Origin of the sequence: Micromonospora sp. WMMD1082, from assembly GCF_029626175.1 — a bacterium.
GTDB lineage: Bacteria > Actinomycetota > Actinomycetes > Mycobacteriales > Micromonosporaceae > Micromonospora.
The window spans coordinates 5166973-5181129 of record NZ_JARUBM010000002.1; the positions used below are offsets into that span (position 1 = coordinate 5166973).

The 14157-nt window shown below is 70.9% G+C and carries 12 protein-coding genes and 1 tRNA gene; 7 read left to right on the forward strand and 6 right to left on the reverse strand.

Annotated features, from left to right (window positions below; all coding sequences use genetic code 11):
- The first annotated feature begins 134 nt into the window (after positions 1-134).
- Genes O7615_RS23780 through O7615_RS23790 form a run of 3 tightly spaced genes read left to right on the forward strand, consistent with a single transcriptional unit; the run spans position 135 to position 2696 of the window.
- The gene (locus O7615_RS23780) at positions 135-704 is read left to right on the forward strand and encodes a hypothetical protein (protein ID WP_278180005.1); all 570 of its coding nucleotides are present in this window, start codon (positions 135-137) and stop codon (positions 702-704) included.
- Between the two features lie 8 nt (positions 705-712).
- The gene (locus O7615_RS23785; RefSeq protein WP_278180006.1) at positions 713-2035 is read left to right on the forward strand and encodes a histidine kinase; all 1323 of its coding nucleotides are present in this window, start codon (positions 713-715) and stop codon (positions 2033-2035) included.
- Positions 2007-2696 (forward strand): response regulator transcription factor, encoded by a 690-nt coding sequence (locus tag O7615_RS23790; protein WP_278180007.1) that lies wholly within the window; start codon positions 2007-2009, stop codon positions 2694-2696. Before O7615_RS23785 ends, O7615_RS23790 begins: the two co-directional genes overlap by 29 nt.
- A 46-nt stretch (positions 2697-2742) precedes the next feature.
- On the opposite strand, the gene O7615_RS23795 is transcribed toward O7615_RS23790, so the two are convergent.
- Entirely contained in the window at positions 2743-4038 is a 1296-nt protein-coding gene (locus O7615_RS23795; protein ID WP_278180008.1) for an enoyl-CoA hydratase/isomerase family protein, read from the reverse strand.
- A gap of 51 nt (positions 4039-4089) precedes the next feature.
- On the opposite strand from O7615_RS23795, the gene O7615_RS23800 reads away from it, so the two are divergent.
- Positions 4090-4434 (forward strand): helix-turn-helix transcriptional regulator, encoded by a 345-nt coding sequence (locus O7615_RS23800; protein ID WP_278180009.1) that lies wholly within the window; start codon positions 4090-4092, stop codon positions 4432-4434.
- Positions 4435-4537: 103 nt separating this feature from the next.
- Here the strand turns inward: O7615_RS23800 and O7615_RS23805 are convergent, their stop codons facing one another.
- Entirely contained in the window at positions 4538-5536 is a 999-nt protein-coding gene (locus O7615_RS23805; protein ID WP_278180010.1) for an adenosine deaminase family protein, read from the reverse strand.
- A 43-nt stretch (positions 5537-5579) separates the two neighbouring features.
- Here O7615_RS23805 and O7615_RS23810 point away from each other — a divergent pair, with 43 nt between their 5' ends.
- Entirely contained in the window at positions 5580-6290 is a 711-nt protein-coding gene (locus tag O7615_RS23810) for an HAD family hydrolase (protein ID WP_278180011.1), read from the forward strand.
- Between the two features lie 13 nt (positions 6291-6303).
- Here O7615_RS23810 and O7615_RS34345 read toward each other — a convergent pair whose 3' ends face one another.
- The gene (locus tag O7615_RS34345; protein ID WP_347405099.1) at positions 6304-8583 is read right to left on the reverse strand and encodes a tetratricopeptide repeat protein; all 2280 of its coding nucleotides are present in this window, start codon (positions 8581-8583) and stop codon (positions 6304-6306) included.
- A gap of 211 nt (positions 8584-8794) precedes the next feature.
- Here O7615_RS34345 and O7615_RS23820 point away from each other — a divergent pair.
- A tRNA-Leu gene (locus O7615_RS23820) sits at positions 8795-8878 on the forward strand.
- A gap of 242 nt (positions 8879-9120) precedes the next feature.
- Positions 9121-10416, forward strand: coding sequence for a site-specific integrase (locus O7615_RS23825; RefSeq protein WP_278180012.1), 1296 nt, complete (start codon positions 9121-9123; stop codon positions 10414-10416).
- A gap of 294 nt (positions 10417-10710) precedes the next feature.
- Here O7615_RS23825 and O7615_RS23830 read toward each other — a convergent pair whose 3' ends face one another.
- From O7615_RS23830 to O7615_RS23840, 3 genes are all read right to left on the reverse strand, one after another.
- Positions 10711-10902, reverse strand: coding sequence for a helix-turn-helix domain-containing protein (locus O7615_RS23830; protein ID WP_278180013.1), 192 nt, complete (start codon positions 10900-10902; stop codon positions 10711-10713).
- Positions 10903-11818: 916 nt separating this feature from the next.
- Complete coding sequence (locus O7615_RS23835; protein WP_278180014.1) at positions 11819-12967, reverse strand: hypothetical protein; 1149 nt, start codon at positions 12965-12967, stop codon at positions 11819-11821.
- A complete protein-coding gene (locus tag O7615_RS23840; protein WP_278180015.1) occupies positions 12954-14027 on the reverse strand; it encodes an XRE family transcriptional regulator in 1074 nt (357 codons plus the stop codon). Before O7615_RS23840 ends, O7615_RS23835 begins: the two co-directional genes overlap by 14 nt.
- Between the last annotated feature and the right edge of the window lie 130 nt (positions 14028-14157).

Consider the following 14157-nt stretch of genomic DNA (forward strand, 5'->3'; position numbering starts at 1 on the left):
GATCATCTGTCCGTAGCCAGACAGACCGATCGCGCCGTTGCGGGTTGGATTGACGACGGACCCGGTCGGATGTCGGCGCCGCAGCAGAGCGAGCAACGAACGTGACAGGGCGGCACCGAAGGGGGAGCACGGGTGTGAGGAAGAACGAACTGACGGACACCGTCGTCGTCTCGATGCAGGACCGGCGGCTCGGCGCGACGCCAGTGGAGGGCCATCTGGCGACGGGGGTCCTCGGCGACAGCGGCACGGTGGTGGTACCCGCAGCGCCGGCCCGGCTGTTCGACCCGGGGGTGGAGCTTGAGGCGCTGGTCATCCCGCTGCCGCTGGCGGTGCACCGGCCGATCGAGCGACTCGATGCCCGTTGTCTGAACGCCCACCGGGTCGGTGGCGTGGACGGCGACGCCCCGCTCGCGGTGATCACATTGGACCGTCCGAGCCGGCATCCGGCCACCCTCGGTCGCTTCGACGGCCCCACGTTGGCCAGGACCCTCGACGAGCTGTCCGGCGACGTGTGGACGGCGTTCGAGCGGTTGGGCATGGTCGAACCCGGGCTACGTGACGGCCTGCCGGCGCAGGTCTGGGATCGGTTGGCCGAGGTGGAACGCGAGCAGCGCCGGACCCGGCTGCGCAACCACCGGTACGGCACACCGGGCGACATCGGCTTCAGCCTCTGCCGGATCCTCTGCATCTGCGAGCCGGGCTAGCTACCGCGATGGCACAGTTGACTGGCCCGCGCCTCGCGGGCACGAGGCCGGAAAGGGCCCAGCGGCAGGCGCACATCGGTTGGCAGGACGTGGCACTGGCGGGTGCCGCGCTCGTGGTCGACCTGGTGCTCTTCTCCCGGCTGCTGTCGAGCCCGGAGTCCGCCGCCGGCCGGCTGCCGGCCGCGATTCTGATCGCGTACGCCATGGTCGGTTGCGCCGCGCTCGTCTGGCGCCGGCGGGCCTCGCTACTGGTCTTCGGGGTGGTCTGGATCCATTCGGTGGCGGCGTTCGCGCTGTCCGGCTACCGGCCGACGGTCGGCGTGCTGGTCGCGCTCTACACGGTCGCCGCGTACCGGAGTGCCCGGCTCGGGCTGGCCGCGCTGGCCGCCGCGTTGGTGCCCGGTGGGCTGGCCGTCGCCGAGGAGGTCCGCGCCGCCGCACCCCACGACCAACTCAGCACGGCGGTGGGCGTGGCGGTCTTCTTCGTACTGGTGGGTCTGACGGTGTGGGCGGTCGGGTTCTGGCGGGCGGCCAGCCGGCGGCAGGCGCTCGCGTTGGAACGCCGCCGCGCCGCCGCGGCCCGCGAGGCGGTCGCCGCCGAGCGTGCCCGGCTGGCCCGCGAGCTGCACGACATCGTGGCGCACTCGGTCACCGTGATGGTGCTGACCGCCGCCGGCGCCCAGCGCGTGCTGCGCACCGACCCGGATCGGGCCGACCAGGCCATGGGCACGGTCGCCGGCCTGGGCGGGCAGGCAATGGCCGAGCTGCGCCGGATGCTCGCCGTACTGCGTCCCGAGGCGCCCGCCGTGGGCGGGCCGGACGCGAACCCTCCGGACCTGGTGACCGGGCCGGATCCCGGGCGGACGGATCTGGCCGACCTCGACGCCCTGCTGGCCGGGCCCCGCCAGGCCGGCATCACCGTCGAGCTGCGCCACGAGGGTGTGCCGCGCGGTCTGGACGGCAGTGTCGGGCTGGCCGCGTACCGGGTGGTCCAGGAGGCACTGACCAATGTGGTCAAACACGCCGGGCCGGGCACCTGGGCCGTCGTGGGGCTGAGCTGGCTGGGGGACCGACTCCAGGTGGAGGTGACCGACGACGGGCAGGGCCGGCCGAGCACCGCCGCCGCGGGGTTGTCCACCGGGCACGGGCTGCTCGGCCTGCGGGAGCGGGTCGCGGTGGTCGGTGGCGAGCTGTCGGCTGGACCGATGCCGGACGGCGGATTCCGGGTGTGCGCGACCCTGCCGGCGGGGCCCTCCAGACCGGCAACCGACGAGTTGGTGCTGGTACAGGCCGGGGGTGGCGATGGCGATCCGGATCCTGCTGGCGGATGACCAACCTCTGATCCGGGCGGGCCTGGCGATGCTGCTGGACAGTGAGCCGGATATCGAGGTGATCGGCACCGCTGACGACGGTCGGCAGGCGGTGGACCGGGCCCGGACGACCAAGCCGGACGTGGTGCTGATGGACGTCCGGATGCCGGTCCTGGACGGCGTGTCGGCCACCAGGCTGATCACCGAGGACGCCGGCAGCCTCGACCCGGCCCGCCCGGTGGTGAAGGTGCTGATCCTGACCACGTACCACGTCGACGACGCGGTGTACGCGGCGCTGCGGGCCGGTGCCTCCGGTTTCCTGCTGAAGGACGCCGCGCCGACCGAGTTGGCCGCTGCGGTCCGGGCGGTGGCCGCCGGGGAGGCATGGCTGGACCCGGCCGTCGCCCGCCGGCTGATCGACGAGTTCGCCGAGCGACCGGAGCCGTATCCGGCAGCCGGTCTGGATCGGCTCACCGCGCGGGAGCGGGAGGTGCTCACGCAGGTCGCCCGTGGCCTGTCCAACATCGAGATCGCCATGCGCCTGCACGTGGGAGAGGGCACCGTGAAGACCCACTTCGGACGGATCCTGGTGAAGCTCGGGGTGCGGGACCGGGCCCAGGCGGTGATGGTCGCGTACGAGAGCGGGCTGGTGCAGCCTCGCCGCTCCCCGAGGCAACCATGACCCTCGACGCCGCGTGTCCTGGGCTCGCCTCCGACGAGCGGATACGTCACCGGGCGTCGATGGCGTGCAGGACGCCGCCGGTCCACGAGGGGAAGCCGGCCGCGAGCACCGAGGCGACGTCGGCGCCGGCCGGGTCGACCTGCAGGCCGTTGTCGAGGGCGCGGCGGGCGGCGGCGGCCATGGCGGCAGGGTCGGGGCCGGCGTCCAGGAGAGTTTGTACGAAGGAGACGTGGCCACCATGGATCAGCACGGGGATGCCGCCCTTCGCGCGGACCTCGGGGACGAGGTCGGCGTCGGTGATCTCGACGATCGGGGCGTCGACGGCGAAGAACACCGCTGCCAGGGGATTGGCGGCGAGCTGCGGGAACTCACGCATTCCGGCCTGCGAGCCGGCTGAGGAAAGCCCGGCCCGCACACCCGTTGGGGGAAGCTCGGCGGGTGTCGTGGCGACCGCACGCATCGCATAGAAGAGATGCGCCAGATCCGGAAACTCGGGCGCGCTCAGCAACGCCCGGCACGCCGCCGTCTCGATCTCGAAGGCCTCGTCCAGCGGCACCGCCGCGCTACGCACCGCCACCTCCAGAACCGCGGCGAGCGCACGCACCGGTGACCCCTCCGAGCGTCGCCTCACCGCCTCGGCAAGACCCGGCGGCTCCGCGGTCCCCCCGGGAATCTCATAGCCGGGCCGCTCCCACCGCTGCACGACATGCCCGGCCGGCTGGGCCAGCACCCAGGCTCGCGCCGCGGCGACCACATCGTCGGCCAACTCGTCCACCAACCCGGCGGCCAGCGCCTGCGCCGGGTGATACGCCGTGCCCGGCCCGACGATCTCCAACACCGTCGCGGCGATCCCGAACATCCGGGTCACCCGGACCGTCCCGCCACTTCCGGGAATGATGCCCATCCCGGTCTCGGCGAGTGCCCACACGACCGACGGGTCGTTCGGGCCGACCCGGTAGTGGCAGGCCAGCGCCAGCTCGAAGCCGCCGCCGAGCGCGGAGCCGTTGAGCGCGGCGGCGACCGGCCGACCCAAGGTCTCCAGCCGGCGCGCCTGGTCGCGCAGCGGCATCAGCAGGTCGTAGGTGCCGGCCGCCTCGTCCGGGGTGATCTCGCTCGGCATGAAGTCGGGGCCGGAGATGAAGGAGCGCTTCGCCGAGGTGAGCACCACGCCGCGCAGCCGGCCGCGCTGCCGGGTGAGGTCGTCGAGGCAGGCGCCGAGCCCGTCGTAGTGACGCCGGTTGAGCATGTTCGCGGTGCGGCCGGGGTCGTCGAGTGTCACGGTGACGACGCCGTCCGCGTCCCAGGACCAGCGCGCCGAACCATATCGTTGGACATCCGTCATACAGTCAACATAGGCAAAGGTATGACGGATGTCCAACGATATGGTGAGGGCATGGCCCGGGACGACGATGCGATGCCGAACATCGCCGACGTGACGATGGTCGACGTGCTGCGGGCGGTCGCCGACCCGATCCGCCTGCGCATCGTGCAGACGCTTGCCGACGGCCGGCCGCACGGCAAATGCGGCGCGCACTGGGACTTCGGCGTGCACAAATCGACCATGACGCACCATTTCCGCGCGCTACGGCAGGCGGGCCTGACCCGCACCGTCGTGGCCGGCCGTACACACACCATCGAGCTGCGCCGCGACGAACTCGACGCCCGCTTCCCCGGCCTGATCGACGCCCTGACCACCGGTATTCCGTCCCGCGGGACGGCACACCGTCCGCGCGGATGACCTGCGGCGCTCCGGCATCCGTAGTTGGGCCAGTGTCACCTCGGCCGACGTGGATGCCATTCGTCGTGGATGCCCGCGACGCGCGCGCCATCCACATCGTGCCTCAGGGACTGGCCCACGTCGCCGTCGGCCCGTACGCGAGCTCGCCGACGGTGGCCAGCCGCGCCCGGGTTGCCGGATCGCACAGGGCCCCGGCGAGACCCGCCGCAAAGGCACCACCAGCGCTGAGCCCGAGCTCCTCCGCCACGGCGTACTCGTCGGAGAGGGTGGTGTCGAGGATCGCCGGATCGTCGGTGGAGACCGAGCAGCGCACCCCGGCCGCCAGCAGGGTGCGCAGCGGATGCCGCGCCAACGACGGCGTCACCCCGAGACGCACGTTCGAGGTCAGGGTGACGTCCAGCACGATGCCGCGGTCGGCGAGTTCGGCCACCAGGTCGGGGTCCTCGACGGCCCGTACCCCATGCCGGACGCGGACCGCGCCGAGCGCGAGCACCTCGCGTACCGCCTCGGGGCCGGCGGCCTCACCGGCGTGCGGGACGAACGGCAGTCCGCCTTCCTGGGCGATGCGGACGGCCCTGGCATGTGGCGCGGTCGCCGCGCGTCCCTCCGCGCCCGAGAGCCCGAAGCCCACCACGCCCCGGCCGACGAACCGGGTCGCCACTCGCGCCGCCTCCTCGCCCATGGCGACGTCGTATCCGCGAAAGATCTGCGGAGTCCAGCCGATCGTGACGCCGAACCGCTCCCGCGCCTCGTCGGCGGCGTCGCAGCAGGCGGCGAGGATGTCGGCCCAGCCGGCAGGGCCGCCGAAGCGCTCCTCGGCATCCAGTGCGGGCTCCAGGTACACGGCGCCGTGCGCGGCGGCCTCGGCCGCGTACGCCAGGGTTATCAACCGGTAGTCGGAGGGGCTGCGCAGGCACCGGGTGAGCGTGTTCCAGGTGTCGATGAACTCGTACAGCGTCCGGAACCGGTAGAGGTGCTCCAGGCGCTCCGGCAACGGGCTGTGGTGGCGTTGCGCGATCTCCGCCAGGAGGCCGGGTCTGACGGTGCCCTCCAGGTGCACGTGAAGCTCGATCTTCGGCGCCGACCGCTGCACCTGGCTCATCGCTCCTCCGAGGGTAGTAGCGGGCGGTGACATCATGGGTGCCATGGCCCCCGACCGGACCACGCACGTCCTGTTCGACTTCTTCGGGACCCTTGTGGACTATTCGGCCGCCGTCAACGGCGCGTGCGCCGCCACCGACTGCGCCGCGTTGATCCGTTCCTACGGTGGCGGCCTCGACGAGGCCACGTTCGTCAGCGCATGGGACGGCGCGTACGACTCGTTCAAGGCGGTCGCCGTCGTCGACCGCCGGGAGTTCTCGATGGCGCAGTTGAGCCGGTCGTTCCTGGCCGACGTGCTGCGCCGGGAGCCGACGCCGGCCGAGTGCCGAGCGCTCGTCACCACATACACGCGCCGGTGGAACGACGGCGTACGGTACCGGCCGGACACCCCGGCGATCGTGGCCGGGCTGGCCGAACGGTTCGGCCTGGCGGTCGTGTCGAACACGCACGAGCCCGAACTCGTGCCGGCGCACATCGCCGCGATGGGCATCGGCGATCACTTCGCCACCGTCGTGATGTCGGTCGAGTTCGGCTGGCGCAAGCCGCACCCGTCGATCTACACCGAGGTGCTTGACCGGCTCGGCATCGACGCGAGTCGGGCGGTCTTCGTCGGCGACTCGTACGAGGCGGACTTCGTCGGCCCGGAAGCGGCCGGCATCCGGGCCTACCTGATCGACCCGGCGCACGCGTACGACATCCCCACCGATCAGCGGCTGGACTCGCTCGCCGATCTCCCTGCGCGGCTGCTGCCCTGAGCACCAGTTGGGCCTACCGGCCCTCCCGTGACGTGCAGACCTGGTGGGAGGTGGCGAACCTGTCGGTGTCGTACACCGCCAGCACCGCGAAGCAGTAATCCACCCGGGTGCTCAACCCGTTGACCGTGTAACTGGTCTTCCCTGGCTCCACCGTGGCCATCATGCCCAGTGCCTGCCCGGTCCGCCCACCGGCGACCATGAACGGCACCAACCCGTCCGACGGGTCGGTCCAGGTCAACGTGATCGTGGTGGTGTCGTCGCGCATCGCCAGATCCCCCGGCGGCGGACCCGCCTCACCCGTCGCCGGTGTCGGCGTCGCCGGAGGCGCCGCCCGTCGGTCGAGGATCAACAAACCCACCCCGACCACCGCGGCGAGGGCGACCACCACGGCCACCACCGCCACCACGATCGCCACCCGGCCGCGACCCGACGCGGACCTCGCCGGCGGCATCACCAGGGAACCCTGGTAAGGCGGGGCGACGCCCGGATGTGCGGCGCCGGGTCGGCCCCAGGCGGGAGCGGGGGGCGGAGCGTACGACGGCGGTACGACGCTGCCGCCGGGGTGCGGATAGGCCGGTGGACCTTGGGGAAACTGCTGATGCGACCCACCCGGGTAGCCGCCACTGGCCGGGATCGGCTGCTGCGGGTCGTGCTGGCGCATCCCGACCGACGCGCCGTGCGAGGCGGAGCCACCGGCCGGACCGTACGGCGGCGGGCCGCTGACCGGGGCGTGCGGGGCGGGTCCACTGATCGGAGCCTGGTGCGGCGATCCGCTGACCGGTGGCTGGTCGGGTGGCCCGCTGGTCTGCGCGAAGCTGGGTGGCCCGCTGGTGGGCGGGTAGCCCGGTGGCCCACTGGTCGGGTCCGGCTGGGGCAACGACGCGGTCAACTCGTGCGGACCCGCCGTAGGGCTCGCCCACCCGGGCGGCTCCAGCGCGGGGGGTGCGCTGGTCGGCTGGGCCAGGGCGGGCGGTGCGCTGGTCGGCTGGGCTACGACGGGCGGTGCGCTGGTCGGCTGGGCTACGACGGGCGGTGCGCTGACGGGAGAAAAGGCGGGGGGCCCGCTGACGGGCGGTGCGCTGACCGGGGCTCCCGTGCCGGCAACTGGCGCCGGACGTTGCGGTGGCCGGCCGGCCATCTCCTCCTCGAGTAGCGGCCCGATCTGCTGGACCCGGATCGTTGGCCGGGCCCACTCGGGATCCCCGGGCGACGCGGGCGCGGGCGACGTCGATCCGTCGACGGCCGGCGGTGACGGCGCCCCGCCGGTTTCCTGCTCGTGGCTCTGCTGTGCCTCGCCCAGCCCGGGAGCACCGACCATGGTCGAGCCCGGCCCCATGCCTCCGGCAGCCGGCCCGGTCGGCGTCGGCCTCGGGGACGGCGGAGTAACGGGGCGAGCAGCCTGATCGTGAAGGGCAGTCCTCGGCAGCGGCACGGCCTGAGACGGCGTCACCACCCGAGGCGGCGGGATCACCGGCGGCACGACCGGCGGCGGTGGCACGGGTACCGGAGGCGGCGGAACCGTGGCCGGCGCCGACGGCGCGGCGAGGGTGGGCGGGGCCGGCGGAGTGCGCGGCAAGCCCGGCACGGCGGGCCCCGACACCGCCCGAGGCGCAGGCGAAACGGTGGCCGTTGTGGGCACGCTCGGCGCCGGAGGAACGCCGGCCGTGCCGGGTGCGGCCGAGACAGGAGCCACCGACGGACGGGTTGGCGCCGCCGCCGTCGACGCATCGTGCGGCTTCCAGAGGGTGGAGAGCACGGCCAGCGACACCGTCGGCTCATCCAGCGCTCCCGGGACGGGCTGGCTCACCGATACCGGCTGGGCAGCGGACTGGGCAGCGGGAGGGGCCACGGGCTGCGGTGCGGGAGCGGCATCGCCGAGATACTCCCGTGCCGTGCGTACCGCCGGATGGTCGACGCCGAGCACGGCGGGGCCGGCGGCGGCGACGCGGGTGTAGTTGCGACGCGCCTCATGACGGTTGCCCAGCTCGTCCGCGACGGACCCCAGCTCGAACGACAGGGCCAGCATCAGCGGATCCGCGTGCGGCCACCGGCGCTCCCCGGCGGCGAAGGCCTCCTCCAGCACCCGGCGGGCCGCGCTCGGATCGTCGGCCTCCCGGTGCAGCCGGGCCAGCAGGTGCGCGGTGCTCAGGACGTCCGGATGATCCCTACCGAACGGCGGCTGGGCAGACTCGACCGCATCGATCAGCAGGTCACGGGCGGCGCCGAGGTTACCCGCACCGCGCAGCGCGAGGGCCCGCTGCTGGGCGACGGCCAAGGGGGAGGCATGGGGCACGAGGCCCATGCTGCCGGGTAGGGGCGCTCCGACGCTACCCGGTCCGAGGATCCGTCGTCGCCCTTCAGAACCCGGACAAGACACCCTCACGGACGCCGCATGCCGATGTGCATGATCCACGAGCGGCGTGTACAGTAACTCCCCGTGCAGCCCACCGGGCGGCCTACGGGTGGTGGGACCACCGAGGCCGGGGCGGTAGGCTGGGCAGCAGGTCCGGGTGGCGGAATGGCAGACGCGCTAGCTTGAGGTGCTAGTGCCCGTATAGGGCGTGGGGGTTCAAGTCCCCCTCCGGACACGATCTTGAGAACGAACGCAAACGGCCGTTGACCTGGCTTAATTCAGGTCAGCGGCCTTAGTTGTTTCTCGGGCTGTTGCCGCCGTGGGATCACCGTGGGATCACGGCCCTAGATGAGGACTGTCGAGGGTGCGATCTTGCCTCCGTCGATCAAGACGGTTACGGTGCCACTGCTGCGCATATAGGCGCGGCTGGCGGCAGAGCCCGCGTAGCTGGGGGCCGCCTGTTCACGTGGAGGAACAGTGGCGCAGGTCGAGAAGAGACAGACGAAGGACGGAAAGACCACCCGGTGGCGGGTGAAGTGGCGCGACGGCGGCCGCCGTGACGGCGACTGGGACGGCGAGACGTTCGACTACCAGGCCGACGCGAAGCGTTTCAAGGCGCTCGTCGATGCCTGCGGTAACCGCCGGCCGTCGCCGGAGCAGCTGGTCGACCACGGCTTCGGCTTCCTGGTGGCGGGGTCCGCCCCGGTGCCGGAGCGGCCCGCGAAGAAGACGTTCCGCGAGTACGCGCTGGCCTGGCTGGAGACGCTGACGAAGCCGAGCGTCGAGACGAAGCGGAAGTACCTGGAGCGGCTGGAGAAGCACGTCTTCCCGACGCTCGGCGACCTGCCGATCGACGAGATCACCCGGCGGGTGATGCGCGAGTGGCAGACGGCGCTGCTGGCCTCCGGCTTGTCCCGCAAGACGATCGCCAATATCCGGGGCGAGAGCGTGTTCCCGATCTTCCGCGCCTCATGCCGGCCCGGCGAGGACGAGGAGTCGCCCCTGCGGGCGTATAACCCGCTGGACGGCCTGGCCCTCCCCGAGGGGGAGAAGTACGTGCCGGACATCCTGGAGACGCCCGAGGACGCCTCGATCCTGCTCACCGCGGCGTACGAGGTCGACCCGGAGGCCGCCGACCTGCTCCTGACGAAGCTCGCCACCGGCCTGCGATGGGGGGAGGTCGCCGCCCTGCCGCCCCGGGCCGTCCGGGCGCACCTTGGCACCGTCGAGGTCCGGCAGGTCCTGCGGAAGGTCAACCGGCGGTGGGTCGTCGAGCCCAAGCCGAAGACAAAGCAGGGCTACCGCCAGGTCCCGCTGCACCCTCTGGTCATGGAGATCGTGATGCGGCGCGCGGCCGCCGGCAACGAGTTCCTGTTCGTCGCGCCGCGTGGCAACCACTGGCGGTACGAGGACTTCTATGACTGGCGGTGGGTGAAGATCCGCAAGCTGGCCGAGTCGCGCGGGCTGGCCGGGCACATGACGATGCACGGGCTGCGGCACTCCCTGCTGACCCTGCTGGCCAACGAGGGCCTGGAGCTGGCGGCGCTCAAGGGCGTCGCCGGGCACGCACAGGTGTCCACGACGATGGACGTCTACGTGCACGGCACCAGGACGCACCACGAGCCGGTGCGGCGGATTGTCGGCGGGTTCCTGGAGGCCGGCATCCGTGCCGGCGAGGAGCAGCGCGCCGCCGGTGCCGGCCGAGCCGCCGACCTTCGCGGCCGGATCCACCGGGGGGCGCGGCAGGTGCGCCCGGCCGCCTCGCGCCCGTAGACCGCTTCGGGGGGAGCCGGCCGGGTCGAGGGGGTCACCCGGCCGACGAAGCGGGCGGCGAGCTGTGATGGCTCGCCGCCCGCTTTCTATCTGCCGTCCTCCTAGGACGGTTTAGGGGTGGTGAGTTACGACGGGGGCCGCCGGCTGCCGGCGTCTGGCCGGCCGAGAACGATGAGTGCGGGTTGTAGCGAAAGAACCGGCGGCCCCCGGGTCTGTTGGTGTGGTGCTGAGGGCCGCCGGGCGCCGGCATGGGCCGGCAGTGAACTACCTGCTGTACCGGCGGCCCCCAGGTCATCAGCGCCGCCGGCCCGCGCCGGCAGGGATCGCCGGCGACGGCTTGTACGCCGACGCCAGGTCGTCGTCGGTGAAGCGGACCAGCCGGCCCAGCCGGTGGCAGGAGATGCGGCCCTTGGACACCCAGCGCCGCAGGGTGGTCTCCGCGACGCGCAGCTTTACTGCGGCTTCGGCGTAGGTGTACTCCTGCACGTCTCCTGCCTTCCAAGATCTCGGATGAGCGAGATTGATGAGTTCACAGTAAAGCATTGCGGCCGTATAGAGCTACGAGGAAGTCGTGGAGTAGCCCTCGGCGCTTTCGGGGACTGCTCTCGCGTGGGTCGCGCCTGCTACCACGCCGTGATCTAGGAGTTGACTGCTGCCCGACGGTTCCGCGAACGAGTCACGCTGACTAGAGTGACGGCATTGGGGGTGTGATCGTACGCATGTTCGATCACACTCCCTGTTACGTCCGAACGTTTCGCTCGTTGCGCACTGCGGGTGGAGGTTACCTTACGCATCGTACGGATCGTCGGCCAAGTTGGATCGTCAGCCTAGAGAGGGAACGATGACATCTCGGCAACGAGGCCGTTGCCTCCCCTCCCGGTCGACCGCCCCGTGCATGGAGAGAGCTGCAGAAGCCCTTGGGTGGTCAGGCGTGGTCGTGCCTGATGTGTCACTACTTGGCACCCACGTTTCGGTAGTCGTGGTCCGTGATGCCGCCGCGCACGAGTGGCGCTTGGAGAACCGGTGCGCCGAACCTCTGCTTGATCCTGACTCTCTAGCAATGTGGGAGTGGCCGCAGGGCCGCGGGCTGTTCCCCCCCTCTGCGGTTTCCATCCAAGGAGTCTTCGCTGGCGTAGAGAGGTCGCCCCGCAACGCGCTTTCGACCGCGCGGAAGTGGCGCGGGTTCGCCGCTACCGCCGTGGCCTTGCCATCTGTCGCTGAGGCAAGTCGAGATCTCCTCCTGGAGTGTTCGTACTCGGGGATTGCCGTTGTCTGCGAGGACCAGGACGAGGCGAGGATCATCCAACCTGGGCATGCCGGCCGCCTAGCGACCGCCCGTCGGACAACCGTGGACCGCTGGATCGAGGAGAAGCTCTATGGACGCCTCTTGGCGGACGCGGAGCTAGCGGACGCGCTCCTGTAGCGTCGCCGGCTCCAATGCCTTGAGCCAGCCCCCTAGGAACGGGGGCGGCTCCCACTTGTCGGTGTTGCTCTCCACCTCGTAATGGCGGACCTGCGCGTTCCAACACTTCGCGCGCCAGCTCTCCGTCCGCGCGGCCCTCGTCGATCCGTGAGGCAGGAGTTCGTCGCGAAGATCAAGCAGCACCTCGAGGGAGTGCTCGAACGCCAGTCGCTCCTGCTCGGGCCAGGGGTGGATAGCCAGTTGCCCCAAGGGTCGGGAGTGGCAAGCCTCGCAGGCGCACTGCCACAGTCCATCGTCAGGGTCCGCCTGTGCGGCAAGCGCGATCTTGTCGACGCTGATGTAGGCGAGGCACTCCTTCACCATTGCGGCAATCTGCGGATCGTGGCCGCCTCCGCCGCCCCCGTCCTTCACCGGGTAGAGGTGGCGAAGGCTGGTGGACGTACCCACCGCCGCTGCGAGGGCGCCCATGCAGAGCGCCCCAAGGGCGGACACGTCGCAGCGGAGCAGCATTACCGGGACGGGGCAGTTCAACAACCGCAGCAGCGAGCGGACCATGTTCTTCAGGCCGAGTGGGTCCTTGTCGTGCTCGAGAATGACCGCGACGGGCATGCCCGCCTGCTCGATGGAGGAGAGAAGTGTGTCGAGTGCCGGCGCAGAACGTAGCCAGGAGATGTGAAGCGGTAGCAGGGCGATCGCATCCTTGATATCTGCCGCGCGGCGAAGAATGTCTCGAAGCCCCGCTTCGTCACCCTCGCTCACATAGCCGGAGTCCGTGAGAACCGGAAGCCCGAGGTTCCTCTGATCGCGGATCCAGGTGCCGTTGAACGGGGTCTGCGCGGCCACGCGGTTAGCACCGGCATATCGGGCGGCGTCGAGCAGCAGCGGCTGGCGGAAGTTGTTGTGCTCCCGCAGGTACCGTGCGGCCTGGTAGACACGGGACGCCGCGTCCGTTGCCCTGAAGTTGCCCTTCCTGGCGGTGATTACGAGACCCGCGTTATCCCGACGCGCCAGTCTGGCAACATTCATCGCCTCGTCCGAATAGCACTGAATGAGGAGGGCCTCCTGGAAGGGCTGTAGCCGTGAGGGCATCCGGCTGTCGCTGTGCTGGCGGGCGTTATCCAAGCTCACTGCCCGTACCTTCCTGGTGAATCGGCGCTGTGTCCGTCCGGTCTGGCAAGTAGTGGCGTGCGAAGGGGCCCGGCAGCATCAGGGCCGTCGAGGCGGCTTTGTCCAGCGTCCTGCCCAGACCGTCCAAATGGGCACCGACGATGCGCGTCATCAGCTGCGGCCTCTCCTCGGCGACTGCGCCGGGTTCAACCTTCGCCCAGCCAAGCTGATTTAGCCTGATTCGCAGCATGCGATGTGACTGGTCGTCGATGTGCCCGAGGCGGGAGGCTTGCTGGATCAGGGCGGCAATCGACATGCCCCAGGTGACCTTGAGGTCGAGCAGGCGTCCGAAGTCCCGTGTGTTCAGGCCGGAGAGATCCTGACCGATCGCCGTGGAGGGCGCGATGAGCTCGCCGGCGAACTCGAACGCCTCCTGCTCGACCGCTTCTTCTCCAGTGGCGACCTGCCAGCCGTGTAGCACCAGATGGCCTAATTCGTGGGCGACGCTGAGCCGCTGACGGTCACCGGGGAGGGCGGTGTTGACCACGATGATGGGCCGGCGCTCGGGCAGGTTGAGGCTTACTCCGTCCTGCGCATCCGTGCCGAGGTCTCGCCGGATCACGGCAACCCCGAGTTGTTCGACCATGCAAATCACGTCGTCGATGGGCGCGTCGCCGACGCCGAGCAGCGCTCGCACGCGTCGAGCGGCCTCGTGCGGGGGGACCGCACCCACAGGCAGCTCGGGTAGACCGACCTCTGGCCTGTGTGGTAGCTCCTCGATCAACCGGGTGGCGGTCAGGCTGATCAGATGTGTTAGTCCCTCGATGCGCTTGGTGGCGAGGGCGGTGAGCTTGCTCCGACGTCGACGGTGGTGGACGCAGGAGACGTTGGCACCGAGGCTCGGTTCGCGGACGGTGAGGAGCTCGGCAGGCACCTCCAGGACTTCGGCGAGCTGGGCAAGCTGCTCGCCCTCAAGCTCAAGCTGTCCGCTCTCGATCTTGGACACATAGCCCTGGGAGACGCGGGCCTTGAGGGCGAGCTCGGCTTGCGTCCACGCCCGCGACTGCCGAACTACGGTCACGGCCGCCCCATTGCCTCGCATGTTGCCCCCCTCCATCGTGTCCGGCCACAGTAGCACGTCGGTGCGCGAAATATTCCTGAGTCATTCCTAGATCATTCCAACGTCGTCTTAGGCGCGTCGGCATGTACGG